This is a genomic window from Micromonospora sp. NPDC049240 (assembly GCF_040647835.1).
GTDB lineage: Bacteria > Actinomycetota > Actinomycetes > Mycobacteriales > Micromonosporaceae > Micromonospora.
On the sequence record NZ_JBEZCX010000011.1, the window covers coordinates 262,501 to 287,997 of the forward strand.

The 25,497-nt window shown below is 73.6% G+C and carries 31 protein-coding genes and 1 riboswitch; of the genes, 7 read left to right on the forward strand and 24 right to left on the reverse strand.

Annotation, left to right across the window (positions count from 1 at the left end):
* Nucleotides 1–10: 10 nt before the first annotated feature.
* Complete coding sequence (locus AB0B02_RS19135; RefSeq protein ID WP_357301948.1) at nucleotides 11–520, reverse strand: MarR family transcriptional regulator; 510 nt, start codon at nucleotides 518–520, stop codon at nucleotides 11–13.
* 51 nt (nucleotides 521–571) lie between these two features.
* On the opposite strand from AB0B02_RS19135, the gene pip reads away from it, so the two are divergent.
* The gene (pip, locus tag AB0B02_RS19140) at nucleotides 572–1,519 is read left to right on the forward strand and encodes a prolyl aminopeptidase (RefSeq protein WP_357301951.1); all 948 of its coding nucleotides are present in this window, start codon (nucleotides 572–574) and stop codon (nucleotides 1,517–1,519) included.
* Between the two features lie 18 nt (nucleotides 1,520–1,537).
* On the opposite strand, the gene AB0B02_RS19145 is transcribed toward pip, so the two are convergent.
* Nucleotides 1,538–2,725, reverse strand: coding sequence for a chorismate-binding protein (locus AB0B02_RS19145; protein ID WP_357301954.1), 1,188 nt, complete (start codon nucleotides 2,723–2,725; stop codon nucleotides 1,538–1,540).
* Between the two features lie 123 nt (nucleotides 2,726–2,848).
* On the opposite strand from AB0B02_RS19145, the gene AB0B02_RS19150 reads away from it, so the two are divergent.
* The gene (locus AB0B02_RS19150) at nucleotides 2,849–3,049 is read left to right on the forward strand and encodes a DUF5999 family protein (protein WP_107157847.1); all 201 of its coding nucleotides are present in this window, start codon (nucleotides 2,849–2,851) and stop codon (nucleotides 3,047–3,049) included.
* A gap of 94 nt (nucleotides 3,050–3,143) precedes the next feature.
* Here AB0B02_RS19150 and gcvP read toward each other — a convergent pair whose 3' ends face one another.
* Entirely contained in the window at nucleotides 3,144–5,966 is a 2,823-nt protein-coding gene (gene gcvP / locus AB0B02_RS19155; RefSeq protein ID WP_357301959.1) for an aminomethyl-transferring glycine dehydrogenase, read from the reverse strand.
* 73 nt (nucleotides 5,967–6,039) lie between these two features.
* Nucleotides 6,040–6,130, reverse strand: a riboswitch (glycine riboswitch).
* A 57-nt stretch (nucleotides 6,131–6,187) separates the two neighbouring features.
* Nucleotides 6,188–7,081: an NAD-dependent protein deacetylase gene (locus tag AB0B02_RS19160; RefSeq protein WP_281942674.1), complete on the reverse strand. Its 894-nt coding sequence runs from the start codon at nucleotides 7,079–7,081 to the stop codon at nucleotides 6,188–6,190.
* A gap of 100 nt (nucleotides 7,082–7,181) precedes the next feature.
* On the opposite strand from AB0B02_RS19160, the gene AB0B02_RS19165 reads away from it, so the two are divergent.
* A complete protein-coding gene (locus AB0B02_RS19165) occupies nucleotides 7,182–7,838 on the forward strand; it encodes an NAD(P)H-binding protein (RefSeq protein WP_281941306.1) in 657 nt (218 codons plus the stop codon).
* Between the two features lie 61 nt (nucleotides 7,839–7,899).
* Here AB0B02_RS19165 and AB0B02_RS19170 read toward each other — a convergent pair whose 3' ends face one another.
* The 15 genes from AB0B02_RS19170 to AB0B02_RS19240 all read right to left on the reverse strand — a co-directional run bounded on the left by AB0B02_RS19170 (nucleotide 7,900) and on the right by AB0B02_RS19240 (nucleotide 19,601).
* Entirely contained in the window at nucleotides 7,900–8,559 is a 660-nt protein-coding gene (locus tag AB0B02_RS19170) for a cell division protein DivIVA (RefSeq protein ID WP_281941308.1), read from the reverse strand.
* A 46-nt stretch (nucleotides 8,560–8,605) separates the two neighbouring features.
* Nucleotides 8,606–9,772, reverse strand: coding sequence for a globin domain-containing protein (locus AB0B02_RS19175; protein WP_357301964.1), 1,167 nt, complete (start codon nucleotides 9,770–9,772; stop codon nucleotides 8,606–8,608).
* 2 nt (nucleotides 9,773–9,774) lie between these two features.
* Nucleotides 9,775–10,164 (reverse strand): group 1 truncated hemoglobin, encoded by a 390-nt coding sequence (locus AB0B02_RS19180; protein ID WP_281941312.1) that lies wholly within the window; start codon nucleotides 10,162–10,164, stop codon nucleotides 9,775–9,777.
* A 382-nt stretch (nucleotides 10,165–10,546) separates the two neighbouring features.
* A complete protein-coding gene (locus AB0B02_RS19185) occupies nucleotides 10,547–11,137 on the reverse strand; it encodes a MerR family transcriptional regulator (RefSeq protein ID WP_281941314.1) in 591 nt (196 codons plus the stop codon).
* Between the two features lie 210 nt (nucleotides 11,138–11,347).
* Entirely contained in the window at nucleotides 11,348–11,812 is a 465-nt protein-coding gene (locus AB0B02_RS19190) for a bifunctional nuclease family protein (protein ID WP_088647333.1), read from the reverse strand.
* Between the two features lie 215 nt (nucleotides 11,813–12,027).
* Nucleotides 12,028–12,732: a MerR family transcriptional regulator gene (locus AB0B02_RS19195; protein ID WP_281941316.1), complete on the reverse strand. Its 705-nt coding sequence runs from the start codon at nucleotides 12,730–12,732 to the stop codon at nucleotides 12,028–12,030.
* Between the two features lie 50 nt (nucleotides 12,733–12,782).
* Complete coding sequence (locus AB0B02_RS19200) at nucleotides 12,783–13,235, reverse strand: FHA domain-containing protein (RefSeq protein ID WP_007071101.1); 453 nt, start codon at nucleotides 13,233–13,235, stop codon at nucleotides 12,783–12,785.
* A 218-nt stretch (nucleotides 13,236–13,453) separates the two neighbouring features.
* On the reverse strand, nucleotides 13,454–13,834 hold the full coding sequence (gcvH, locus tag AB0B02_RS19205; protein ID WP_107157839.1) for a glycine cleavage system protein GcvH: 381 nt from the start codon (nucleotides 13,832–13,834) through the stop codon (nucleotides 13,454–13,456).
* A 55-nt stretch (nucleotides 13,835–13,889) separates the two neighbouring features.
* A complete protein-coding gene (locus tag AB0B02_RS19210) occupies nucleotides 13,890–14,840 on the reverse strand; it encodes a DUF881 domain-containing protein (RefSeq protein WP_357301970.1) in 951 nt (316 codons plus the stop codon).
* A 10-nt stretch (nucleotides 14,841–14,850) separates the two neighbouring features.
* Nucleotides 14,851–15,183 carry a small basic family protein gene (locus AB0B02_RS19215; RefSeq protein ID WP_007071104.1) on the reverse strand — a complete coding sequence of 111 codons (333 nt, stop codon included), beginning with the start codon at nucleotides 15,181–15,183 and terminating at the stop codon, nucleotides 14,851–14,853.
* Nucleotides 15,180–16,130 (reverse strand): DUF881 domain-containing protein, encoded by a 951-nt coding sequence (locus AB0B02_RS19220; protein WP_281941323.1) that lies wholly within the window; start codon nucleotides 16,128–16,130, stop codon nucleotides 15,180–15,182. The genes AB0B02_RS19215 and AB0B02_RS19220 overlap by 4 nt, the downstream gene beginning before the upstream one ends.
* A complete protein-coding gene (locus tag AB0B02_RS19225) occupies nucleotides 16,127–16,762 on the reverse strand; it encodes a CDP-alcohol phosphatidyltransferase family protein (RefSeq protein ID WP_281941325.1) in 636 nt (211 codons plus the stop codon). The genes AB0B02_RS19220 and AB0B02_RS19225 overlap by 4 nt, the downstream gene beginning before the upstream one ends.
* Nucleotides 16,763–17,060: 298 nt before the next feature.
* The gene (locus tag AB0B02_RS19230) at nucleotides 17,061–17,531 is read right to left on the reverse strand and encodes a MarR family transcriptional regulator (protein WP_281941327.1); all 471 of its coding nucleotides are present in this window, start codon (nucleotides 17,529–17,531) and stop codon (nucleotides 17,061–17,063) included.
* A 48-nt stretch (nucleotides 17,532–17,579) separates the two neighbouring features.
* A complete protein-coding gene (locus AB0B02_RS19235) occupies nucleotides 17,580–18,767 on the reverse strand; it encodes a PP2C family protein-serine/threonine phosphatase (protein ID WP_281941329.1) in 1,188 nt (395 codons plus the stop codon).
* An 87-nt stretch (nucleotides 18,768–18,854) separates the two neighbouring features.
* Nucleotides 18,855–19,601 carry an SAM-dependent methyltransferase gene (locus AB0B02_RS19240; RefSeq protein WP_357301976.1) on the reverse strand — a complete coding sequence of 249 codons (747 nt, stop codon included), beginning with the start codon at nucleotides 19,599–19,601 and terminating at the stop codon, nucleotides 18,855–18,857.
* Between the two features lie 137 nt (nucleotides 19,602–19,738).
* On the opposite strand from AB0B02_RS19240, the gene AB0B02_RS19245 reads away from it, so the two are divergent.
* From AB0B02_RS19245 to AB0B02_RS19255, 3 genes are all read left to right on the forward strand, one after another.
* Nucleotides 19,739–20,620, forward strand: coding sequence for a universal stress protein (locus AB0B02_RS19245; protein ID WP_357301979.1), 882 nt, complete (start codon nucleotides 19,739–19,741; stop codon nucleotides 20,618–20,620).
* Between the two features lie 102 nt (nucleotides 20,621–20,722).
* The gene (locus AB0B02_RS19250; RefSeq protein WP_281941336.1) at nucleotides 20,723–20,932 is read left to right on the forward strand and encodes a phosphatidylethanolamine-binding protein; all 210 of its coding nucleotides are present in this window, start codon (nucleotides 20,723–20,725) and stop codon (nucleotides 20,930–20,932) included.
* Complete coding sequence (locus AB0B02_RS19255) at nucleotides 20,929–21,402, forward strand: hypothetical protein (RefSeq protein WP_357301984.1); 474 nt, start codon at nucleotides 20,929–20,931, stop codon at nucleotides 21,400–21,402. The genes AB0B02_RS19250 and AB0B02_RS19255 overlap by 4 nt, the downstream gene beginning before the upstream one ends.
* Here the strand turns inward: AB0B02_RS19255 and AB0B02_RS19260 are convergent.
* The gene (locus AB0B02_RS19260) at nucleotides 21,399–21,605 is read right to left on the reverse strand and encodes a hypothetical protein (protein ID WP_107157832.1); all 207 of its coding nucleotides are present in this window, start codon (nucleotides 21,603–21,605) and stop codon (nucleotides 21,399–21,401) included. The two genes, AB0B02_RS19255 and AB0B02_RS19260, sit on opposite strands and share 4 nt — an antisense overlap.
* 129 nt (nucleotides 21,606–21,734) lie before the next feature.
* Here AB0B02_RS19260 and AB0B02_RS19265 point away from each other — a divergent pair, with 129 nt between their 5' ends.
* Complete coding sequence (locus tag AB0B02_RS19265; protein ID WP_281941341.1) at nucleotides 21,735–22,391, forward strand: hypothetical protein; 657 nt, start codon at nucleotides 21,735–21,737, stop codon at nucleotides 22,389–22,391.
* Nucleotides 22,392–22,400: 9 nt separating this feature from the next.
* Here the strand turns inward: AB0B02_RS19265 and AB0B02_RS19270 are convergent, their stop codons facing one another.
* The 4 genes from AB0B02_RS19270 to selB all read right to left on the reverse strand — a co-directional run bounded on the left by AB0B02_RS19270 (nucleotide 22,401) and on the right by selB (nucleotide 25,495).
* Nucleotides 22,401–22,571, reverse strand: a complete 171-nt coding sequence (locus AB0B02_RS19270) for a hypothetical protein (protein WP_357301989.1) — start codon at nucleotides 22,569–22,571, stop codon at nucleotides 22,401–22,403.
* Between the two features lie 81 nt (nucleotides 22,572–22,652).
* Nucleotides 22,653–22,850 carry a hypothetical protein gene (locus tag AB0B02_RS19275; RefSeq protein WP_107157830.1) on the reverse strand — a complete coding sequence of 66 codons (198 nt, stop codon included), beginning with the start codon at nucleotides 22,848–22,850 and terminating at the stop codon, nucleotides 22,653–22,655.
* Between the two features lie 44 nt (nucleotides 22,851–22,894).
* Nucleotides 22,895–23,701, reverse strand: coding sequence for a hypothetical protein (locus tag AB0B02_RS19280; RefSeq protein WP_357301993.1), 807 nt, complete (start codon nucleotides 23,699–23,701; stop codon nucleotides 22,895–22,897).
* Between the two features lie 30 nt (nucleotides 23,702–23,731).
* Nucleotides 23,732–25,495, reverse strand: coding sequence for a selenocysteine-specific translation elongation factor (gene selB, locus AB0B02_RS19285; protein WP_357301996.1), 1,764 nt, complete (start codon nucleotides 25,493–25,495; stop codon nucleotides 23,732–23,734).
* Nucleotides 25,496–25,497 lie beyond the last annotated feature (2 nt).

Genomic DNA, 25,497 nt, shown 5'->3' on the forward strand with positions numbered 1-25,497 from the left:
GCCCGGAAGGCTATCCGTTGCTTACCGGTGCGGGGGTGCCACCCGCCGGTGGGAGCAGGCCGGTGTCGGCGATGCGGTCGCGTAGTGGGCGGTGGCGTAGGGCGGTGAGCACGGCGTACAGCTCGTCGGCGAGGGGTACGGGCAGTTCGGTGTCGAGGTGGCGCATGGCGGCGGTGGTGGCGGCCCATTCGGCTTCGACGGCGGGCAGCAGCGTGTGGGCGCGGTCGGTGAGGGTGACGATGCGGTGGCGGGCGTCGGTGCCGGGGGTGAGGGTGACCAGGCCGGCGCGGCGCATGCCGGCGACGGTCTGGCTGGCGGCGGAGTGGGTGACGCCGACGCGGGTGGCGAGGTCGCGGATGGGTAGTGGTCCGTCGGTGACCAGGGCGCGGACCAGGGGTGAGTAGCGGGGCCGGTAGTCGGTGAGGCCGAGTCGGTCGTGGACGGCGGCGACGTCGCCGTCGAGCAGTTCCAGGACGTGGCGCAGCAGGGTGCCGAGGGCGTCGCGGTGGGGGGCGGTCACGTCCGCTAATGTAACAGCGCTGTTGTTTTCGGTGCGGGGAGGACCTGGGGCATGTATCCGCCGATCGAGCCGTACGAGTCGGGGCACCTGGACGTCGGCGACGGCCAGCGCGTCTACTGGGAGACCTGCGGCAACCCGGCCGGCCGGCCGGCGCTGGTGGTGCACGGCGGTCCCGGCTCGGGCGCCGACGCGTCGTGGCGGCAGTTGTTCGACCCGGCCGCCTACCGGGTCGTGCTGTTCGACCAGCGCGGCTGCGGGCGCAGCACCCCGTCGGCCGCCGACCCGGGGACCGACCTGTCGGTGAACACCACCGGCCACCTGGTGGCCGACATGGAGGCGCTGCGCGTGCACCTGGGCGTGCCGCGGTGGCTGCTGTGCGGCGCGTCGTGGGGCTCGGCGCTGTCGTTGGCGTACGCGCAGGCGCATCCGGGGCGGGTCACCGCGCTGGTGCTGTTCAGCGTGGTGGCCAACACCCGCCGCGAGATCGAGTGGGTGACCCGGGACATGGGCCGGGTGTTCCCGCAGGAGTGGGCGCGGTTCCGCGACGGGGTGCCCGAGGCCGAGCGGGACGGCGACCTGGCCGCCGCGTACGCCCGACTGGTCAACGACCCCGACCCGGCGGTGCGGGAGCGGGCGGCGCGCGACTGGTGCGACTGGGAGGACGTGCACGTCTCCCTCGCCGGCGGGTACGCGCCCAGCCTGCGCTACGCCGACCCGGTGTTCCGGTACGGGTTCACCCGGCTGGTCACCCACCACTTCGCGAACCTGGGGTTCGTGCCGGACGGTCAGTTGCTGCGCGACGCCGGCCGGCTCGCCGGCATCCCCGGGGTGCTCGTGCAGGGCCGCCTGGACGTCAGTGGCCCGCCGGACATCGCGTGGCGGTTGACCCGGGACTGGCCGGACGCCCGGATGGAGATCGTCGAGTCCGGCGGGCACGGCCGCGGCCACGGCGTCGGTGAGCGGGTGGTGGCCGCCCTGGACGCGTTCGCCGCCGCCTGAGGCCCGCGGACGGGCGGGTCAGCCGGCAGCCAGCAGCGCGCGTACCGGGGCGGCTTTCGCGGCGGCCTCGGCGACCTCGGCGGCGGGGTCGCTGTCCCAGGTGATGCCGCCGCCGGCCCACAGGTGCAGCCGGTGGGCGTCGGCGGCGGCGGTGCGGATGGTCAGGCCCAGGTCGAGCCGGTCCGGCCCGACCCAGCCCAACGCGCCCATGCCGGCGCCGCGTCCGACCGGCTCCCGCGCGGCCACCTCGGCGAGCGCGGCGTGCTTCGGCGCGCCGGTGACCGACCCGCCGGGGCAGACCGCGCGCAGCAGGTCGGCCAGGCCCAGGCCGTCGGCGGGCGCCGCGGAGACCGTCGACTCGGCCTGCCACAGGTCGCACCAGCGGCGTACGGCGAACAGCTCGTCGACCCGGACGGAGCCGGTGCGGGCCACCCGGGCCAGGTCGTTGCGTTCCAGGTCGACGATCATGATGTGTTCGGCGCGTTCCTTGGCGGAGGCGAGCAGGTCGCGGCGGCCGGCGGCGGTGGCCGCGCGGGTGCCCTTGATCGGGCGGGTGACCAGCCGGCCGTGTTCGGTCGCGACGAGTGTCTCCGGGGAGGCGCAGCCCAGCGCCCAGCCGGGCCCGGTGAGGGCGCCGCCGTAGCGGGCGCCGGGCAGCGCGGCGAGGCGGCGCAGCGCCGGGCGCGGGTCGCCGGTGTAGTCGGCGGCGGCGTGCCCGACGAGGTTGACCTGGTAGACGTCGCCGCGGGCGATGGCGGCGCGGACCGACTCGACGGCGGTGGCGTGCGCGTCCGGCGTCCAACTGTCGCGCCAGTCCCCCAGTCGCCAGCCGGTCGGCGACGGTGGCCGGTGCGGGCGGTCGCCGTGGTGGTAGACGACCACGACCAGGTCGGGCAGCGCCGGCAGGGGCGTGGGCGCGCCGGTCGGCGCGCCGACGGCGTACGCGCCGGCGGCGGCGGACAGGAACAGCGCCGCCCCGCACGGCCCGTCGGCGGTGTGCCGGCCGGGCCGCGACAGGTCGTCGACGTCGACGCCGTACGCGGTGAGGAAGCGTTGCGCGAGGTCGGTGGGGTCGCCGCCGTCGCCGAGGCGCCACTGCAACCGAGCGGTCTCGACCAGCCGGGACCGGCAGCCGGGTGGCGCGCCGGGCACCGCGACCGGCACGTGTGGGAGCGCTTCCAAACCGTCTGGACCGTTCCGCCTCATCCGTTCAGCCGATTCTGGGTGAACAAGCCGCGACCTTGCTCGGTGTTGCGCGGTTGAGCTTGGTACTGTGCGTCACTGGTCATGTGAACCATGACACAGTGCCCCCACAGTCCGGAGAACCCGATGTGTCAGCACCAGCCCACCTGCCCCTCCGCCGACGCGACCGACCGCGAGGCCGCCCGCGTCCTCGCCTGCTTTCCTGAGCAGGGCTGGAGCCTGCTCTGCAACGGCGTCATCATCTTCGAGGACACCGGTGAGCTGCTCCCCGACGGGCGGACCATCGCCCCGCACCGGGGACCGGCCCGCCACGCCCTCGTCGCCTGAGCAATCACACAGCGTCAGTGAGCGTACGCGCCGACGAAGCCCGTCGGCGCGCCGGCCGGGGCGGCGATCCACCACCGCCCCGGCGTGCACGCCCTCAGTCCTCGAACGCCTCCGGCGCGGGACACGAACAGACCAGGTTCCGGTCCCCGTACGCGCCGTCCACGCGCCGCACCGGCGGCCAGTACTTCCCCGCCCGGTCCACCGCCCCCGGATAGGCGCCCACCGACCGCGGGTACGGGTGCGGCCACTCGTCGCCGGACACCATCGCCGCGGTGTGCGGCGCGTTCGACAGCGGACTGTCGCCCGCCGGCCACTGCCCGGACCCCACCTGGTCGATCTCGGCGCGAATGGCGATCATCGCGTCGCAGAACCGGTCCAGCTCGGCCAGGTCCTCACTCTCGGTCGGCTCCACCATCAACGTGCCCGCCACCGGGAACGACATCGTCGGCGCGTGGAAACCGTAGTCGATCAGCCGCTTCGCGACGTCGTCGACGCTCACCCCGGTCGCCTTCGTCAACGGCCGCAGGTCCAGGATGCACTCGTGCGCCACCAGGCCCTTGTTGCCGGCGTACAGCACCGGGAAGTGCTCCCGCAGCCGCACCGCCACGTAGTTCGCCGCGAGCACCGCCACCGCGGTGGCCCGCGCCAACCCGTCGGCGCCCATCATCCGCAGGTACGCCCACGGGATCGGCAGGATCCCCGCCGACCCGTACCGGGCCGCGGAGATCGCCGGCCGGCCGTCGACGGGCGCGCCCACCGGGTCACCGGGCAAAAACGGCGCCAGGTGCGCCCGCACCGCCACCGGACCCACCCCCGGCCCGCCGCCGCCGTGCGGAATGCAGAACGTCTTGTGCAGGTTCAGGTGCGACACGTCCGCGCCGAAGCGCCCCGGCTTGGCGAACCCGACAAGCGCGTTGAGGTTCGCCCCGTCGACGTACACCTGACCGCCGGCGTCGTGGACCTTCGCGCACAACTGGGCGATGCCCGTCTCGTACACGCCGTGCGTCGACGGGTACGTCACCATGATCGCCGCGAGGGCGTCCCGATGCTTGTCAATCTTCGCGTCGAGGTCGACGAGGTCGACGTTGCCGTCGGCGTCGCAGCCCACCACGACCACCCGCATGCCGGCCATCACCGCCGACGCGGCGTTCGTGCCGTGCGCCGACGACGGGATCAGACACACGTCCCGGTGCCCCTCACCCCGGTCCCGGTGGTACGCGCGGATCGCCAGCAACCCGGCCAGCTCCCCCTGCGACCCGGCGTTGGGCTGCACGCTGACCGCGTCGTAGCCGGTCACCTCCGCCAGCCAACCCTCCAACTGGGCGATCAACTCCCGGTAGCCGGCGGTCTGCGCGTCCGGCGCGAACGGGTGCAGGTGCGCGAACTCCGGCCAGGTGACCGGCTCCATCTCCGTGGTGGCGTTCAGCTTCATCGTGCACGACCCCAACGGGATCATGCCCCGGTCCAGGGCGTAGTCGAAATCAGCCAGCCGCCGCAGGTACCGCAGCATCGCCGTCTCCGAATGGTGGCTGCGGAACACCGGATGGGTGAGCACGTCACCGGTGCGAGCCAACCCGTCGGGCAGCGCCACCTCCACGTCACCGTCGACACCGTCGACGCCGAACGCCGCCCACACCGCCCGCAGGTGCGCGTCGGTGGTCGTCTCGTCGCAGGACACCCCGACCCGGTCGGCGTCCACCAGCCGCAGGTTCACGTTGCGCGCCGCCGCCGCGGCCACCACCTGCGCGGCCCGACCCGGCACCGTCACGGTGACCGTGTCGAAGAACACCACGTCCGCGACATCGACACCGCCGGCACGCAGCCCGGCCGCCAACCGCGCCGCCGCCGCACGCGTACGCCGGGCGATCGCCCGCAACCCGTCCGGGCCGTGATAGACCGCATACATTCCGGCCATCACCGCCAGCAGCACCTGCGCGGTGCAGATGTTGCTGGTCGCCTTCTCCCGCCGGATGTGCTGCTCACGGGTCTGCAACGCCAACCGGTAGGCGGCACTGCCGTCGGCGTCACGCGACACCCCGACGAGACGGCCCGGCAACATCCGCTCCAGACCGGCGCGCACCGCCAGGTAGCCGGCATGCGGCCCACCGAACCCCATCGGCACCCCGAACCGCTGGGTGGTGCCGGCGGCGATGTCCGCGCCGATCTCCCCGGGCGGGCGCAGCAACACCAACGCCAACAGGTCCGCCGCGACGGTCACCAACGCGCCCACCGCATGCGCCGCCTCGACCAGCGGGGCGTGGTCCCGGACCGCCCCCGACGCGCCCGGGTACTGCAGGTGCAGGCCGAAGAACTCCGCCGGCAACTCCTCGACGTCGACGTCGACGACCCGCACCTCGATACCGAGCGGCTCGGCGCGACTGGCGATCACCGCGACGGTCTGCGGCAACGCGTCGGCGTCGACCACGTACACCGGGCTCTTGCTCTTCGACGCGCGGCGCGCGAGCGTCATCGCCTCCGCCGCGGCGGTGCCCTCGTCGAGCATCGACGCGTTCGCGGTGGCCAACCCGGTCAGGTCCGTGACCATCGTCTGGAAGTTCAGCAACGCCTCCAGCCGACCCTGGCTGATCTCCGGCTGATACGGCGTGTACGCGGTGTACCAGGCCGGATTCTCCAGCACGTTGCGGCGGATCACCGCCGGAGTGTGCGTGCCGTGGTAACCCAGGCCGATCATCGACACGGCCACCGTGTTGCGAGCCGCGAGCGCCCGCAACTCGGCCAGGGCCTCCCGCTCCGAGGCCGGCGCCGGCAGGTCCAGCGTCCCGTGCCAGCGGATCACCTCGGGAATCGCGGCGTCCATCAGCTCGTCCACGGAGCCGTAGCCGACGGCCTCCAACATGCGGCGCTCGTCGTCCGGGCCGGGGCCGATGTGCCGATCGGCGAACTGCTCAGCGGTCATGCGCGGCGCTCCTTGTGGGGGCGAGGTCGACGGGTCGGCCTCCCCCTGAGTCACGCTGACGCGCTCCACAGCGCCTGCCCACGTGGTCCTTTTGCCTGAGAGGTTCCGGGGAGAATCTGCCCCTTCGGCGCCGTCGGGTCGACGGTCTCTCCCACGTGGGTGGTACCGGCACCCCCCACGCTACCAGCGGCCGTGTTTCCCGCTCATGTCCCAGGGTGTGATCACACCGGCGCCGGCTCGGCGAACCCGGCGGCCAACGCGGTCAACGTGGCGCCCAGCGGCGCGTCCAGCCGCACCGCCGCATACCCGTCGCCGCGGGTGACGCCCTGGTTGACGATCGCCACCGGAATGCCGCGCTTCGCCGCCCGCAACACGAACCGCCGCCCCGACATCACCGTCAACGACGACCCCAGCACCAGCACCGCCCGGGCCCCCTCCACCAACGCGAAACAGTCCGCCACCCGCGGCGCCGGCACCGTCTCGCCGAAGAACACCACATCCGGTTTCAGCATGCCCCCGCCGCACACCCCGCAGTCGACGACCCGGAACCCGGCCACCGCCTCGTCCGGCAGCTCCACGTCACCGTCGGGGTTCACGTGCGCCACCCGCGCGTCGAACCCCGGGTTCGCCTCGGTCAACCGCCGGTGCAGCTCGTCACGGCCGGTCAGGTTGCCGCAGTCCAGACACGTCACCTCGTCGAGCCGGCCGTGCAACTCGATCACCCCGGTCGCGCCGGCAGCGGTGTGCAACCCGTCGACGTTCTGCGTGACGATGCCGTCGAGCAGCCCCGCGTGCTGCAACCGGGCCACCGCCCGGTGCCCGTCGTTGGGCGCCGCCCGCGCGATGGTCCGCCACCCGAGATGGCTGCGCGCCCAGTAGCGTCGCCGCGCCTGCGGGTCCCGGGTGAACGCCTGGTAGGTCATCGGGGTGTGCCGCCGCGCCGCGCCGCTGGGCCCCCGATAGTCCGGGATGCCCGACTCGGTGGACAGGCCGGCGCCGCTGAGCACCACCACACCCCCGCCGGCCAGCAGCCGCGCCAACCCCTCGAACGCATCACTCACCCCACCATGCTGCCTCGCGCACCCCCGCCCGCCCACCCCGCCAGGGCCGATCATGAGATTGGCGGCACGATCCGACGCGCCACCCACCGCCAACCTCATGATCAACGACGCTGGTCGCCCGGCACGACGACCACCGGCGGGCTACGTTGAGCACATGCGCGTCGTCATCGCCGGAGGCCACGGAAAGATCGCCAAGCTGCTCGAACGGGACCTCGCCGGACGCGGCGACACCCCGGTCGGACTGATCCGCAACCCCGACCACGCCGCCGCGCTGCGCGCCGCCGGCGCCGAACCGGTCGTGTGCGACCTGGAACACACCGACGCCGACACGCTCGCCCGGCACCTCGCCGACGCGGACGCGGTGGTGTTCGCTGCCGGCGCCGGCCCCGGCAGCGGCGCCGACCGCAAGGACACCGTCGACCGCGGCGCCGCCGTGCTGCTCGCCGACGCCGCCGTCCACGCCGGCGTCCGCCGCTACCTGCTCGTCTCCTCGATGGGCGTCGACGACGCGCCCGCCCCCGGCACCGACGACGTGTGGGCGGCCTACCTGCGGGCCAAGAAAGCCGCCGAGGACGACGTCACCGGCCGCGACCTCGACGTCACCGTGCTACGGCCCGGCCGGCTCACCGACGACGAACCCGGCGGCCGGATCACCCTCGCCCGACACGTCCCACCCGGCGCGATCAGCCGCGCCGACGTCGCCCGCGTCCTCCTGGCGCTGCTGGAGACCCCCGGCACCGCCGGGCACACCGTCGAACTCGTCGCCGGCGACACCCCCGTCGCCGACGCCGTCGACGCGCTCACCCGCTGACCCACCACCCACCGCCGGCCTCGCCGGTCCGGCCCACCCGCACGGCGGGCCGGACCGGCGCTCACCGCTGGTGACGCGGCAACGCCGGCTGCGGCGCCTCCCGCGTGAGACGCTCCATCGTCCGCGCCAACTGCTCACTGCCGTCGTCGAGATGCCGGGCCGCCGCCCGCATGTGCGACATCATCATCTCGCCGAAGATCCGCAACGCCTCCCGCGTCGCCACCGAATCGTCCACGTCGCCACCGGCGGCCCGGCGGTACTCCACCACCGCCCGCTCAGCCTCCTGCTTCGCCTCCTCCGCCGCCGCCCGCAGATAACTCTCATACTGCGTCCGGGCGTACTCGGCGACCCGACGGGCATAGTCGTGAGCCTGCGCGATGATCTGCTCCGCCTCCCGCTGCGCCGCCGACAGCAGATTCACCTCCTTCGCCGCCGGCCGCACCGGCGCCTCCGCGCTCGGAATCACCCCGTGCCGGTGCAACTCCAGATGATCGTTGAGCCGCTCGTTCTCCGCCCGCAGATTCGCCACCTGGGTAGCCAGCAGATCCAACTCGTCGGCCACCTGCACCCGGAACCGGTCCACATCGGCCTGCTCATAGCCACGCCTGGTGAACGCCGCCGACCCGAACTCCCACCGCCGCACCCGGTCCGAGGTCAACCGCACCTGCACCGACCCGGACACCTGCTGCGCGTCGTAACCACTGATCGGGGTCGCACTCATCGGACCACCTCCGTTCGCGACTGCGGGGCTCGCAGGACCGGCTCACTCACCGGACCACCCCGGACTCGTCGGCGGCCGTGACGGCACGCCACGCCGGCCCGTACCACTGCTTGCCGAAACCCTCGTGGTGCAACTGACCCGGCCGGTAACCGGCCCCCGTCAACGCCGCCACCGACTGGCCCACCATCTCGTCGGACCCGCACACGTACACGTGCCGCGACCGCCAGTCCCCGTCGGCCAACACCCGGTCCACCATCCGCGCCGGCTCACCCGGCCGCACCGGATCCGACCCCGCCACGTACGACACCCGCAACCACGGACACGACGCGGCCACCTTGTCGATCGCCTCGCTGTCGTAGAACTCCGACCTCGACCGCGCCCCCACATACAGGTCCACCCGCCGGCCCGACCCCTCCGCCGCGACCTGCTCCACCAACGCCTTCACCGGCGCCCAACCGGTCCCACCGGCCAACAGCAGCAGATCCGACGACCCGGCCAGCCGCAACGTCAACCCGTCCCCCACCGGCGCCGCCAGATGGATCTGATCCCCCGCCGCGCACCCGTACACCAGCCGCGACGACACCGCGCCACCCGGCGCCGCCCGCACGTGCAACTCCACCGTGCCGTCCGCGCGCGGCGCGTTCGCCGGCGAGTAGTACCGCCACGACCGCACCGCCGGATGCGACACCCCGATCGACTGCCCCGGCACGAACGGCAACAGATACTGCGGCCGCACCGTCAACACCGCCACGTCGAACGTGCGCTGCTCGTGGGTCAACACCTCCGCCACCCACCACGGCGGCGAATGCGCCTCCGCCGCCTGCGCGGCCTCCGTCATCACCCGCGACACCAACCCGTACGCCGCCACCCAGTCGGCCGCCAGCTCCTCGGACCACCCGTCACCGCAGAAATGCCGCAGCGTCTCCACCAGCGCCTCACCGACCGCCGGGTAATGCTCGGCACGCACCGCGAACTTACGGTGATCCGCACCCAGCTGCCGCAGGAAACCAACAAGCCGATCCACCTGGTCCACGTGCGACACGATGTGCCCCAACGCCGACACCAACCGGTCCCGCTGCCCCGCCATGTTCGTGCCGAACATCTGCCGGGTCTCCGGATGCGCCAGGAACAACGTCGAATAGAAGTAGAGCGGCACCTGGTCACCGTGCCCGGCGACCACCGACCAGCTCTGCCTGAGCCGATCCACGTCCACGCTCAGGCGTTCCCCGCCGACACGATCTGATCCCGCACCTGCCCCAACACCACCTGCACGTCGGCGATCACCTCCGCCGGCACACCCAACTCCACCAACGTCGCGCTCAGGTGCTCACCGACCCGCGCGTAGTGCGCCCCCGGAATACCCAACGGCTGATGCGCCTCCGCCAACCCCCGACCCGCGTACTCGTCCGGCCCACCCAGCACCACCGTCAACATCAACGCCAGATGCCGCCGCTGCGCCACCATGTCCACGTCGGCGAAGTAGCCGGCCAACTCCCGATCCGCCAACACCCGGTCGTAGAACAGCTCCACCGCCGCCTTCACCGCCGCCGCACCACCGATGCGGTCGTAGTGGGAGATCGGGGTGGCCTCATTCGTCACCGTCATGCTCGGTCCTTCCGCCAAAGGGGCCCCGCGGCGACGCCGCGGCAGGGACAACGCCAGTCGACGCGACAACACGCACCGTGACATCGACGCGTCGACGACAGTGACGGACCATAGCGCGCCCACCGCCACCGTTCACGCCTGCCCCAACCCCATCCCGACAACCCTCAACTACGGACAGTGAACAAAACGCCCCCGGGACCCCACCCGAGCAACCCACAGTCTCTTTCGGACACCGCACCACTACCCATCGCGACCTGCGCACACCCCACCCACCACCGAAACCACCCCACCCCACCCCACCCGCTCACCCACCGTCACCAAACAAAAGATCGCGCCGGGCCGAAAAGCCACGACGCGATCCCAAAACCGAAACGCCGACGAATCACCCGGCACGACGCCGCGCACGACGCGCCGCCAACTCGTCCCCCACCGAATCCGCCTCCGGCTCCGGCTCCACCGGAACCTCCCGACCCGACCCACCCGCCGGCTCCGCCGGCAGATGCGACAACGAACCCTGGATCTCCTTGAACGCCCCACCGATCGCGATGCCGAACACGCCCTGGCCACCCTGCAACAGGTCGACCACCTCCTCCGGCGACCGGCACTCGTACACCGTCGTCCCATCGGAGATCAACGTGATGCCCGCCAGATCATCCACCCCACGCGACCGCAACGCCTCGATCGCCCGACGGATGTTCTGCAACGACACCCCCGCGTCCAACAACCGCTTCACGACCTTCAACACCACCAGATCGCGGAACGAATACAACCGGGACGTCCCCGAACCCGACGCGTCCCGAACACTCGGCACCACCAGCGACGTCCGCGCCCAGTAGTCCAACTGCCGGTAACTGATGCCCACCGCCGAACACGCGGTCACACCCCGATAACCCACCTCGCCGTCACCGAACGACTCGGGCCCCACACCCGCCTGCTGCTCCGAACTCGGACCAGGATCCCGCGGCTCGTGCATCCGGACCAACCTCCCCGCCCGTGCGGCGCCACGTCGACTTCCCCGTACGCGCACCCCTCGACACGGCAACCCTAACGCCGGACAGCCGACAACACCGGCAGGAGAACCCCGACACGCCGCGCCACCAATCCACGACAGCACACACGGCGGTCAGCCGCCACCACCGTGACAACCACCGCCGCGCACCCCGGCCACCCAGCCGGCCACCAGTCAGCCCGCGAAATCCTCCGGCCGCACCTGCTCCAGGAACTCCCGGAACTTCTCCACCTCGTCCTCCTGCTCGTCCGGAATCACGATCCCCGCCTCACTCAGGACCTGCTCCGCACAACGAATCGGCGCACCCACCCGCAACGCCAACGCGATGGAGTCACTCGGCCGCGCCGACACCCGCACCCCGTCACCCAGCAGCAGATCCGCGTAGAAGACGTTCTCCTTCAACTCGGTGATCTCCACCGCCCGCAACGGCGCCTGCAACGCCGCCAACACATCCCGCAGAAGATCATGCGTCAACGGCCGCGCCGGCTTGACCCCCTGCTGCTCATAAGCAATGGCCGTCGCCTCGACCGCACCGATCCAGATCGGCAGATAGCGGTCCCCCTCGACCTCCCGCAGCAGGACGATCGGCTGGTTGCTCGGCAACTCCACCCGAACTCCGACCACGCTCAGCTCGCGCACCGCCGCCTCCGTGTCGTCGTCACCTGCGCACCGCGCCCTTCCCTGCACGGTACACGGACCAGGACACGAGAGTCCCACGCGCTACGTGCACCACGCCTCGACAGACGGGCTTACCCCGGCAAGCCTACGACACGCCCATCCCGGCCGATCTTTCCGCGCCCATCCACGACGAAAGGGGCCGGGCACCCACCGGCACCCGACCCCCACCGACAACCTCACCGACCCAACGTCGACCGCAGCCCCACCCGCACCAACGCCGCGTGCAACTGCTGCGACAACGCCATCAACTCCCGCGCCGTCTCCGCCGCCCGCGCCCGCGCCGCCGGATCACTCTGCCGCGCCAACGGCGCCACCAACTGCGCGAACAGACCGACCTCCCGATCCGCCGCCGACCGGTACGCCCGCAGATGCCGCGGCTGGAACCCGTACGCCGCCAACCCCGCCACCGCACTCGCGATGATCAACGCATCCCCGTCGTACCAGCCCGGCGGATCCGACACCAGCACACCGAGCCGCTCCAACTCGACCAACGTCGACTCGTCGACCCCGCTACGGGCAATCAACTCCGCCCGACCCAGCCGCACCTCCGGCGACTCCACCGGCTCCGGCGGCTCCCGACCCGGCACCACACCACCCGGACCGACCGCCACCAGATTCGGCCGCGCCCGCCCCGGCGGCGACGCGTCCGAGCCGTCCCACTGCGCCAACTGATCCCGGATCACCCGCAACGGCAGATACTGATCCCGCTGCGCGGACAACACGAACCGCAACCGCGCCACGTCGTCCCAGCCGTACTTCCGGTAACCCGCCGGCGTCCGCTGCGGCTCCACCAGGCCCTCGGCCTCCAGGAACCGCAACTTCGAGATCGTCACGTCCGGAAACTCCGCCCGCAACTGCGCCAGCACCTCGCCGATACTCATCAGCGCAGGCGCCCGCCCCGCCCCGGACGGCGTCGAAGCCGCAGGCTCGTTCACCCCCGGCCGGCCTCCTCCTCCGGGCGCGGACCAGCGATGAACACGACCCGGAACTTGCCGATCTGCACCTCGTCACCGTTGCTCAACGTCGCCGCCTCGACCCGCTCACGGTTCACATACGTGCCGTTCAGGCTGCCCACATCCCGCACCGTGAACGTGCCGCCGTCCCGATGGAACTCCGCGTGCCGCCGCGACACCGTCACATCATCGAGGAAGATGTCACTGTCCGGGTGCCGACCACTCGTCGTCACATCGTGATCCAACAGGAACCGGGCACCCGCATTCGGGCCCCGCCGAACCACCAGCAACGCCATTCCCGGCGGCAACGAACCGGACATGCGGCTCGGCACCACATCGGTGTCCGGCCCCTCCAGCACTTCGTCGAGCGAACCGAGATTGAGCGTCGAAGTGACGTCGAGCGGGGGGAACTCGTCGTCGGGCCGCGTCATGGGACCACCTCACGGATCTGTTCGGTCGGCGTCGGGGAATGGCGGGTCTGGCCGCCGGGCTAACCCACACCCGGCGGCTGGCTCCCCATGCCCGGGAAGGCGCATTCCGCAACGCTCAAACAATTGGTTCTCGGTCGACTGGGCGAGCCTAGCCAGCGCCGAAATGCAGGGCAACCGGACGCGCGGAACCAACCCCGCCCGCCCGGCACGACACGAACTCAGCTCTCGGTGAGCTCGCGGTACGCGTCAGCGGTCAACAGACCCTCGACCGCCGCCGGATCATCCGGAGTGATCTCCACCAACCAACCCGCACCGTACGGATCCGTGTTGATCACCTCCGGCGTGTCGGTCAACGCCTCGTTGCGCGCCGACACCGTGCCACTCAACGGCGCGTAGATCTCCGACACGCTCTTCGTCGACTCGATCTCCCCCAGCGACTCACCGGCCGCCACCACCGCACCGGAGTCCGGCAGCTGCACGAACACGATGTCACCCAGGGCATCCTGCGCGAAGTGCGTGATACCGACGCGGACGACACCACCGTCACCACCGACCACCCACTCGTGCTCGGCGGTGTACCGCAGATCCTCAGGAATCACCAGCTGCGTCCTTCGTCATCGGTGCACCGGACGAACCGGCGCGGGCCGCGACCGGTCAGGAGACCGGCCGGGCGTGGTCCAGCTTGATCGGCGCGTGCAGCTGCGAAACCTCCACAACCTCACGATCCTCGGACGTCACGTTACCGGCGGCGTCCCGCACCGATGAGACCACCCCGCCCGGAATGTTCAACGCCGTACGCATCGTCGCCGGGTCACCGATCACCAGGATCGTGTACGGGCCACTCAACCGCCGCCCGTCCACCACCAGACCCCCACCCGACGCGTCCACGAAATACGTCGACGCGATGACCCGCACCGCGGTGCCGTCCGCGCCCTGGATCTGCATCGCCTCCGCGCCCGCACCCCGCAACTCCTGCACCGCGTCCAGGATCCGCGTCGACGACATCGCCTTCTCCGGCCCCGAGAACCGCACCTCAAGACCCGGCCCCACCGCCGGCAGCGTCCCCGCCAGAATGCCCAGCTCGTCCGCCCGCCGCGTCGCCTCCTCCAACGCCGCCTGCCGCCCCAGCTCACCGGAGCGCAACTGACGCTGGCTCTCCTCCAACGCCTCGATGTCCTGCCGCAGCCGCCGCTCCCGCGAATCCAGATCCGACGAGATCCGCACCAGGTCCTCCTCCCGCGTCGCCGCGAGCGTCGGATCCGTCGACGTCGTCTTCAACTGCACCACAAGCGTGAAGCCCAACAACGCCAGCAACACCGCGATCATCGCGCCCGCCGACGTCAACCGCCGCGACACCGGCGCACGATCCGGCGCCGCCGCGGCCCCCGGCTCCTCCGCCGGCGCCGGCACGTCCTCCCGCTCCCCCGGCGCCAACGGCTCCGCGGGCGATACCGGCTCCACGGGCTCCACCGGCGCCAACGGGCTCAACTCGTCCGGATCGGGCGCGTTCGGACGCGGATCCGGCTCACCCGCCGGACCCGACGGCCGCCCCGGCCCCACCGGCGACGGCCAGCCCGTACCCGTCTCCCTGTGCTCCTCGCTCATCCCCACCAACCTACGCCCGGAACAGGTGCCGGCGGATCGCCGCCACATTCCCGAAAATGCGCACCCCGAGCACGACCACCACACCGGTGGACAACTGACCGCCCACCCCCAGCTGGTCACCCAGGTACACGATCAGACCCGCCACCAGCACGTTCGAGATGAACGACACCACGAACTGCTTGTCGTCGAAGATCCGGTCCAGCTTCGCCCGCACCCCACCGAACACCGCGTCCAACGCGGCCACCACCGCGATCGGCAGATACGGCTGCAACGCCGCCGGCACCGTGGGATCCAGATACACCCCCAGCACCACCCCGGCGAGCAACGCCAGCACCGCGATCATCGGCCACCTCCGGAGGGACTGGGAGAAACACCCGAGCCGGACGGCCCGGGACTGGACGAGCCCACGACACCCGAACCCGACGGCACCGGGCCCGGACTCGCCGGCGACTCGGCGTAGCGTAGCCGTGGCTCCGGAGCCGCCGGCAGGGTGAGGCCGTCGACCTCCTTCACCCCGAACGACAACCCCGTCGTCTTCGCCACCTCACGCATCAACGCCGCCGCCCGACCGTCGTCGAACCGGTCCCGCATCGACCCCGGCCCGATCGCCTGCACCTCGTACGGACTCGTCACCGGCCGGTAGTCCACCAGGATCGCCTCCCCGGCCTGCCGGATCGTCGACGTCGCCGTCAGCCGCTGCCCGTTGATCGACACCGCCTCCGCACCCGCCGCCCACAGACCGTTCGCGACCTTCTGCAGATCCGAGTACAACACCTGCGACGGACCCGCCTCGGCACCCGTCACCGCGTCCTTGTCACGCGGCGCGTCCACCAACCGCACCACCACACCGTCGCCCCGCACCCGCCCCAGGCCCGTCCCCGCCTCAAGATTGCGCAACCGGGACGCCTGCGAGCCGCTCAACGCCGCGTCCCGCTGCCGACCGACCTCCACGCGCAACTGCTCCGCCCGCTGGGTCAACCGGTCGGTCTCCGCCTCCCGCTGCTTGATCTCCGCGATCAACCCGGCCCGCGCCGTCGCCCGGCTCGGCTCCTCCGCCATCGTCTCCCGGTACGCCACCGCGAACAGGAACCCGATCACCGCCAGGACCACCAGACTCACCGGCCGGGCCAGCACCTGCCGCACCCGCGACACCGGACCGACCGCACGCCGCGCCGCGGCGTCCCCGTACCCCGGATCCAACGGATTGCGGAACAACTCGGTCAGGAAGTCCGGCGCGTACACCCGCGCCGACGGGTCGCGTTCCCCGTCCCGCGGCGGCGCCGCCGTCACGCCGACACCCCCGCGCGCCGGGCCCGCATCGCCCGGACCAGCCGGCGCGCCTGCACCACGTACATCGCCCCGGCGGCCCAGTAGAGGACCAGCCCCCACCAGGCCAGCCCCCAGCCGATCGCCCCGGCGACGGTGGCCGCGCCCGGCGCGGCGTCGGCCAGCAGCAGGATCGGGAACGCCGCCAGCAGCAGGAACGTCGCGGTCTTGCCCACGTAGTGCACCGGCGGCGGGCCGTAGCCGTGCCGGCGCAGCACCCCCAGTGAGCCGAGCAGCAGCAGTTCCCGGGCCAACAGCGCCGCGGTGAACTGCCAGGGGACCACCTCGCGGGCGGTGAAGGCGAGCAGCGTGGCGAGAATGTAGAGCCGGTCGGCAAGCGGGTCCAGCAGCTCACCCAACCGGCTGACCTGCTGCAGGCGCCGGGCGATCCAGCCGTCCACCCAGTCGCTGGTGCCGCCCACCGCCAGCACCACGATGGCGACCACGTCGGCGCGGACCACGAGGAAGAGATAGAGGAACAGCGGCACGCCCAGCAGCCGGACGAAGCTGATCAGGTTCGGCAACGTGAGGACGCGGTCCGCCGCGACCGTCGCCGTGTCCCCCGGGTGCTCCGCTGGAGCCGGCCGACGCGACACCCCTCACCCTCCCTCCGCAGCACGGTCCGGCGGCCGTCGAACGGCCGCCGGAGGAACGTGCGCGTTGTCGGCCGGTCAGACGCCGGCAGCCTCTGCGATCCCGGGCTGGGACCTCCCCGATGCGGCCCGCGGTCACAGCGACCCGGGCCGGCCAGTTGCGCTGCCACTATATCGGGCCTCGCGCGTTCTTCCGGCTGTCGTGCTGCGTGGCTGCTCAGCGTGGCGGCGGTGGGCAGCGTCACATCGCGTAGGGCATCCTAGGACACTAGTGGAGCGGCTGCGGCTCGGGCACCCGAGGTCACGCCGAGCGGGCGGTGGAGTCGGAACCCGACTGCGGCGCGGTCATGGTGGCCGCCTGACCGAACGCCAGCAACGCCAGCAACAACTCGTGCTGCACCCGGTTGGGCATCCGGTCGAGCACCGCCTGCACCGCCCGGTGCCGCCGCTCCTGCAACTCGCGCAGCAGCGACTCCGCCGCGTTCGTGGGCAGCAGCCGCACCTCGCGCCGGTCCCTCGGGTCGGCCACCCGGCGCAGCAACCCGACCGCCTCCAGCCGGTCGCAGAGCCGGCTCGCCGACGACGGCACCACGTCCAGCAGCTCGGCCAGCCGGTTCACGTTGGTGTCCGGGTGGGACATGATCAGCGACAGCACCCGCAACTGGGTGGGCGAGACGCTGAGGTTGTGCCGCGAGGTGGCCGAGTCGAGCACACCGATGAGCGCCTCGGCAGCCGCCTCGACGGCCGCGGCAAGATTCGGAGGTCGCTCCACTCGCTGTCCCCTGCGATCGTCCCGCTCGTGTTCGCCCCGCCGCCCCGGTCACCGCCGCGAGGCGTCGTCCGGCCGGCTGGAACCGCGCCAGTCCAGGCAGACGACGACCGCGTCGTCGCGAAGATCCGCGTCGGCATGGTACGCGTGCAGTTCGCGCATCACCGTACCAACTGCCTCGGTGGCCGGCTGCAGCCGAGTGGACCGCATCGCCCGCGCCATCGCCCGCGCGCCGTAGGGCTCCTGCTCGTCCGGCTCCGCCGCGTACACCCCGTCACTGACCACAAAGAGCCGGTCGCCCGGCTCCAGGCCGAACTCCTGCACGTCGTACCGGGTCTCGGCGAACATGCCCAGCGGCAGCTGCTGGTCCAGCGTGACCGGGGTGACCCGGCCGCCGCGCAGCCGCAGCACGTGCGGGGAACCCGCGTCCACCGCCCGGACCACGCCCCGCCGGCCGTCCAGCTCCAGCAGCAGCGTGGCCACGTGCCGGCTTCCCCGGTGCTGGTAGAAGATCGTGTCCGAGGCCAGCTCCGCCTGCTCCACCAGGCTGCCGCCGGAGCGGCGCGCGTTACGCATCGCGTTGACGGTCACGGCGGTGAGCAGCGACGCGGACAACCCGTTGCCGGCACCGTTGAGCACCGTGACGGTGAGCCGGTCCCCGTCGACGGACCAGTCGAAGTGGTCACCCCCCACCGTGTACGCCGGCTCGAGTTGCCCGGCCAGCAGCACGTCGCCGTGCCGGACGCTGCGCCCGGGCAGCAGGTCCCACTGCATCTCGGCGGCCATGCTGAGCCGCTCCCGGCGACGCGCCCGGCGGTAGCGGTCGGTCTCCCGGTCGGCCGCGCGGATCGCCACCGCCAGGTCGCCGGCGGCGTCCCGGGCCGCCGCCACCGTCGCCGCGTCCGGAACGGCCGGCAGCTCGACCATCAGCACCCCGAGCCGTTCGCCCCACACCGACAGCGGCAGGTAGGCCCGGCACCGGCCGTCGTCGGCGGTGTCCAGGACCGGCTCCTGGCTGCTGAAGCAGCGCTGGGCCACCCCGTGGGAGCGCAGCGGGCCGCCGTCGGGGCGCTCCGGGTCCAGCACCGGCCACAGGCCGCTGGACCGGTAGTCGGCGACGAACACCTCCGCACGCGCGGCGCCGAGCGTGTGGCGCAACACCGCGTCCGCGGTCTCCGCCAACTGGTCGGGGGGCGCCGTGCGCAGGGCACGCGACACCGATCCGGACGCCTCCGGCATGCTTCATCCTCCGATGACGACTATTGCTACAGGGCAAACATCATACGGAGGAGGACCGACACCGGACGCGCCACCTCGACCGGCGGCTCAACCGGCCGGTCGCCACGCCAGCGCGCCGTGAAACGCGTCCGGCACCGGCTCCGGTTCGCCCACCGGCCGCCACCGCGCGACCGGCACCACGCCCTCGGCCGTCGGACGCCACCGGCCGAGCAGCGGCGGGAACCGCTCGGGTTCGCGCATCCGGAACGCCGGCCCCATCATGGCCAGCGCCTCCGGGTACGCGGCGAGTTCCGTGCCGTCGAAGTCGATCGCCAGCCAACTGCCCGGCGCCGCCGCCCGGTACAGCTCGTCGAGCGTCCGAGCGAGTGTGTCGTCGTCCAGGAACGCGGCCAGGCCCAGGAAGACCACCCCGACCGGTCCGCTCCCCCAGCCCGGCACGAAGCGGCGCAACTGAGCCGGATCGAGCGTACCGATGTCGGTGGCGTCACCGTAGCCGTAGCCGGCCCGGTCGTTGCCGGCCAGCAGGCGCTGGCCGAGCCGGACCGTCTCCGGGTCGGCGTCGGTGTAGAGCACGCTCGCCCCCGGCGCCACCTCGTGCACGTTTCCGCAGGTCGGCACGCCCGCGCCGAAGACGAGGAACTCGTCCACCCCGGCGGCGGCGACGGCCCGCACGGTGCGGCCGAGAAAGGCCCGCAACGAGCGGAAGATCACCGCGCACGGCCCGTACGCCGCCTCGAACGCGGTCGCCGCGGCCACGTCCACCGGGCGGTGGTCCCGGCCACCGAGCCAGTGGTCGATCATGCGGGCGGTGCTGGGCAGGACCGGCTCGACCATCGACGGGGCTCCCTCCCGTGCGCGCTGGCGTCAGCGTACCGAGCAGCCGACTCACGCGGTATCGCCCCGGCGGGGCCACGCCGGCCGCGATACTGGCGGCGCGGGCCGGCGGGGCGGCCGGCGGCGAGGAGGTACCGGTGAACTCGGCGAACGGCGCGGCGGTGGTGGTCGGCGTGGACGGCTCCGAGTCGGCGACGCGGGCCGTGCGGCTGGCCGCCCGGGAGGCCGCTCGCCGCAACCGTCCGCTGCGCGTGGTGCACGGATTCATCTGGCCGCTGCTGCGGGTGCCGGTGTCGGCGCCCGCGCAGGCGCCACCCGGCGCCGGCCTGCGCCACCAGGCCGAACAACTGGTCGGCGACGCGGTCGCGACGGCCGAGGCGGAGTGCCCCGGGCTGCGGATCACCGGCGAGATCATCGACGGCGAGGCGGCCGCCGTGCTCCTCGGCGAGTCCCCCAGCGCCGCCCTGGTGGTGCTCGGCGACCGGGGCCTCGGCGGTTTCGCCGCGCTGGTGCTCGGCTCCGTCGCGGTGCAGGTCGCCTCGTACGCCGACTGCCCGGTGCTGGTCGCCCGTGGGACGGCCCGCGACGCCGGCCCGGTGGTGGTCGGCGTGGACGGCTCCCCGCTGTCGCGCGCCGCCGTCGAGTTCGCCGCCGGCACCGCGTCCGCACGCGGGGCCCGGCTGCACGCGGTGCACGCCTACACCCACCCGGCCTCGACCGGTCCCGGCGACATGCAGCCCCTGGTGCACGACGAGGACCAGCTCCGCGGCGAGGAGGACCGGGTGCTGACCGAGTCGCTCGCCGGCATCGCGGAACGCTGGCCGGACGTGCCGGTGACCCGCGAGGTGACGCACGCCCGGCCAGTCGCGGCGCTGGTCGCGGCCGCCCGCGACGCCCAGCTGGTCGTGGTGGGCCGGCGGGGTCGAGGCGAGCTGACCGGGCTGCTGCTCGGCTCGGTGAGCCAGGCCCTGCTGCACCGCGCCGACTGCCCGGTGGCGGTGGTCCGCGCCCCCGAGTGAGCGCCGGGCCAGGCGGCGGACGCTGCGGTGTCCGGCCCACGGTTGGCGCCGGCCGGGGCGGGTAGACGGGGCCGACAGCGACAGCGACCGGAGGAGGCAGCGATGCCAGGACCACGGCCGGGCAGCAACGCGTACGACAAGCAGCGGGCGCGGTTGCGCGACCGCGTCGAACAGTCCGGGCGGGCCGCCGACCAGGAGGCGAACCAGGTGGCCAACCGGATCCTGCAGGACGACCGGGGTCAGCGCGGCGTCGTCCGGGGCGACCGGACCTACGGGCCCAAGGGCGAACGCGAACCGGGCGACCCGAAGTGAGAGCGGCGCCCCTGGTCGACGGCGCCATCGCGGGCGCCGTCGGCAGCGCCGTGCTCAACGTGGTCAGCTACCTCGACATGACGCTGCGGGCCCGTCCGGCCAGCACCACGCCGGAGACCACCGCCGGCCGCCTCGCCGACGTGGCGCACGTCGACCTCGGGCCCGCCGACGAGGCGGCGAACCGCCGCGCCGGCCTCGGGCCGGTGCTCGGATACGCCACCGGCATCGCCGCCGGCGTCGTGTTCGGTCTGCTCGCCGTGCGTCGCCGGGTGCCGCTGCCGGTGGCCGTGACGCTGCTCGGCGGCGGCGTGATGGCCACCTCCGACAGCGCGATGACGCTGCTCGGCGTGACCGACCCGCGCACCTGGAGACGCGTCGACTGGGCGTCCGACCTGGTGCCGCACCTGGCGTACGGGCTGGCGGCCGCAGCCACCTGGCGGAGGCTGCGGCCGTCGTCGCCGCGCGGTTAGCGGTCGCTGGCGTCCTCGGCCACCGGCTCACCGGCCGGGCCGTACGGCGACACCTGTCCCTTCGGCACCCGCCGGCCGGCGTCGGCGTTGGACGTGCCCCCGCCCCGCGAGCGGTCGCCGCCCGTGACGGCGGACTTCCGGCTGTCCTGGCTGGTCGCGCCGAGATCGTTCCGGCGCAACTCCTCCTGCTGGGGCTTGACCACAGGTCTCTCCCTTCCCGGTGGGAGCGCGCGGCCGTCGACCACGCACGTCGTCCGGGTACCCGCCGCCGACCGGCGCATTCCGATGCCGCCGACGGGTCTGGGCCGGCCCCGGGCGGGTAACCCGGTCGAATGCCGGACGATCGGAACGTGGCGCGGGCCCTGCTGGACCGGCAGTCCCGCACGTACGCGGAAGAGGCCGGGATCACGCTCGCGGACCGGCCCGGTCCGCTCTACCAGTTGCTGGTGCTCACCACACTGCTGAGCACCCGGATCCGGGCGAGCGTGGCGGTCGCCGCGGCCCGGGAGCTGTTCTCCGCCGGCTGGCGGACCCCGCAGGCGATGGAGGCGGCGAGCTGGCAGGACCGGGTCGACGCGTTGGGCCGGGGCCACTACCGGCGCTACGACGAACGGACCGCCACCATGCTCGGCACCGGGGCCCGGCTGTGCCTGGACCGGTGGCACGGCGACCTGCGCCGGCTGCACCGGGAGGCCGGCGCGGACCGCACGGTGCTGCGCCGGTTCCTCACCGAGTTCCCCGGCATCGGCCCGACCGGGGCGGACATCTTCCTGCGGGAGGCGCAGGCGGTCTGGCCCGACGTGCGCCCGTACGCGGACCGCCGCACCCTGGCCGGGGCGCGGCGGCTGGGCCTGCCGGCGAATCCGGGCAGCCTGGTCGGGTTGGTCGGGGAGGCCGACTTCGGGCGGCTGGCGTCGGCGCTGGTGCGGGTGGCGCTCGGCGAGGAGTCGGCCGGTGAGGTGAGCCGCTCCGCCGCGGCGGCCCGCTGAGCCGGCGGGCTACTTGGCCGGGCCGGGCCGGGTCAGGTGCCAGGCCAGCAGCGAGGCGAGCAGGGCGAGCAGCACCACGCCGCCGGAGATGCCACCGCCCTCCCCGCCGCTCGCGCGGTGCCCGGTGGCGCCGAAGTAGATCACGGCCAGCCCGGCGAGGACGGTGACGAACGTCCGCATGCCTCGGTCCTTCACGCCCCGGACGGTACGGCCACCGACCGGCACGGAGGGCCGGTTCGCCCCGGTTGTCCCCCGTCCGGGTCAGTCCGTCTCCAGGTCGTCGAGGGAGACGGCGTGGGTCATCAGCCAGCGGGCCAACGCGGCCATCCCGAACAGCCACAGCGGCGCCGACTCGGTGGTGCCGTTCGTGGCGAAGATGGCGAACCGCAGGTCCGGAGCCCGGTACGCCTCGATCCGCCACCTGTGGTTCTTGTCCCGCCAGACCGCGGAAGGGTCCATGGCGTCACGGTAGGTGACCGGGCGGGCCGTCGTCGCCGGTTGGCTCACCCGCCCGGCACCACGTACCCGCCGAGCAGCATGCGCAGCGCCGCCACCGCGATCGACACCGCGATGCCGCCGACGAGCCACCAGCCCAGCCCGGCCCAGCCGGTACGGCGTGGCCGGGCCGCGGGCACGTCAGCGCGCCACCGTTCCCGGTACGCCCAGGCCAGCACGCCGAGGCCGAACGGCAGCAACCCGATCCAGAACCAGTACCAGCGCGTCCCGAGCACCGGTGGCGGGCCGGCGACCAGCGTGAGCAGCCAGCCGACACCGATCGCCAAGGCGAACAGCGCGGCCGTGTTCGCGATCGTGTCGGCGCGGGTGTCGCCGCCGTGGGTGGTGGCGTCCCGGGCCCGCGGGTCGGCGAGCGGGTCGGGGCCCGGGTCGGGCCACCCGGCGTCGGCGTCGCCGGGTGGGTCGCCGGTGGCCGGGCCGGGATCGGCGGCGCCGGTGGCCGGGCCGGCGTCCGGGTCGGCCGCGACGAGGCCGCCGTCCGGGACCGACGCGGGCACGTACGCGTAGCGGAACTGGCCGTCGGGACGGGCCCAGACCACCGTCGAGCCGCCCTGGGCGTACCGGGGCTCGGGGCGGCGGGCCCACGGGCCGGAGTCGTCCCACCCGTCGGCACGGGCGATCGTCAGGACCCGGCCGGCGGCGAGGTCCCGTTCCAGCTCGGCCGCGTCGACCGAGCGCGGGGCCGACCACCAGGCGAGCGCCGCCCAGACCAGCCAGCAGACCAGCACCGCCGGCGGAAACACCCGGTTCGGCCACGCCCGGTCGGCCCGCAGGGCGCGACGCACGTCCATCATGCGGCCAGCCTGCCATCGACGCGCAACCGCTCAGCCCGGCGGGCGGACCACCTCGCGGGCGTCGTCGGGCAGGCGGCGGGTGAGACCGCGCCGGTCCAGCAGCTCCAGCAGCGGCACCGCCACCCGACGGGTGGTGCCCAGCGCCTGCCGGGCGGCGCTGAGCGTGAACGGCTGCGGCAGCCCGGCCAGGACCCGGGCCGCGTCGTCCGGCGCGCCGGGCAGCAGCACCACGTTCTCGGCCAGCCGCACCAGCGCCCCGGCCCGCACGGCCGCGCCGATCTCCTTCGGGCCCAGGCCGAGGCCGGCGAGGTGGTGCGCCTCGGGCGCCTGGAACGGCCGGTCGCCGTATTCGGCGCGCACCGTCGCCACCGCGCGGGCGACCGGGTCGGGCAGCGTCCCGGCCGGGGCGGCGGTGACCAGGCCGGCGTGCAGCCGCAGCGGCGGGCGCAGCAGCGCGGTCACCAGCGCCCGGTCGGGCAGGCCGAGGCGGTGGCGCAGCGCGTCGAGCGGCACGCCGGCGGCGAGCGGGTGCTCGGCGGCGTACCGGGCGACCTCCTCGGTGAGCCGGCGGCCCAGGTCGCGCCAGTGGTCGGGGTCGGCCAGCCAGTCGCCGGCCACCGGTGTGGCGGCCGGCGGCACACCCATCCGGGCGAGCTGCCCGGCCCGGACCAGCCGCCGCCGGCGCAGCTCACCGACCGGGTCGGGCCGGCCGTCCAGCCCGGCCAGCACGGCGGCGCGGGCAGCCGCCGCGCCCCGGCGACGCAGCGGCGGCGGATCCACGTCCAGCACCGTCACGCCGCCGGCCACGTGGTGCCGGCCCGGGTCGCGCAGCAGCGCCCGGTCACCGATCAGCAGCGGCAGCGGGCGGGCCAGGCGCAGCCGGACCGTGTCCGGGCCCAGCGGCCGGACCCGGGCGGGCACCGCGGCGGAACCGACGTGCAGCGTGAGGGTGGCCGGCAGGTCGGCGGCCGGGTCGCCGGCCAGCCGCACGTCGAGCAGGTCGGTGCGACCGAACCGGCCGGGGCGCAGCAGCGCGTCGCCGCGCCCCACCCGGTCCCGGGGCAGGCCGCGCAGATTCACCGCCACCCGCGCCACCGCGTCGACGTCCGACCGCGCGACGCCCAGCGAGTGCAGACCGCGTACCCGCACCGGCTCGCCGGTGGCGGCGAGTTCGAGTTCGTCGCCGACGCGCAGCCGACCGCCGCCGAGCGTGCCGGTGACCACCGTGCCGCTGCCGCGCACCGTGAAGGACCGGTCCACCCAGAGCCGGACCGGGGCGTCGTGGGCCGGGTCGGGCAGCCGGGCGACCAGCCGGTCCAGCGCGGCGCGCAGCTCGGGCAGGCCCGCGCCGGTGACCGCCGAGACGGCCACCGCCTCCACCTCGCCGAGCGAGGTCGCGGCGATCTCCGCCCGCGCCCGCGCCGTCGCCGGCCCCGGATCGGCCAGGTCCGCGCGGGTCACCGCCAGCAGCCCGTACGACACACCCAGCGCGTCCAGCGCGGCCAGGTGCTCGGCGGACTGCGGCATCCAGCCCTCGTCGGCGCCGACCACGATCAGCGCGGCCGGCACCGGGCCGACGCCGGCCAGCATGTTCGGCACGAACCGTTCGTGCCCGGGCACGTCGACGAACGCCAGCGTGCCGCCGGAGGGCAACGTGGTCCAGGCGAAGCCGAGGTCGATGGTCATGCCCCGGCGGCGTTCCTCCGCCCACCGGTCCGGTTCCATCCCGGTCAGCGCCCGCACCAGCGTGGACTTGCCGTGGTCGACGTGTCCGGCGGTGGCCACCACCCACACGG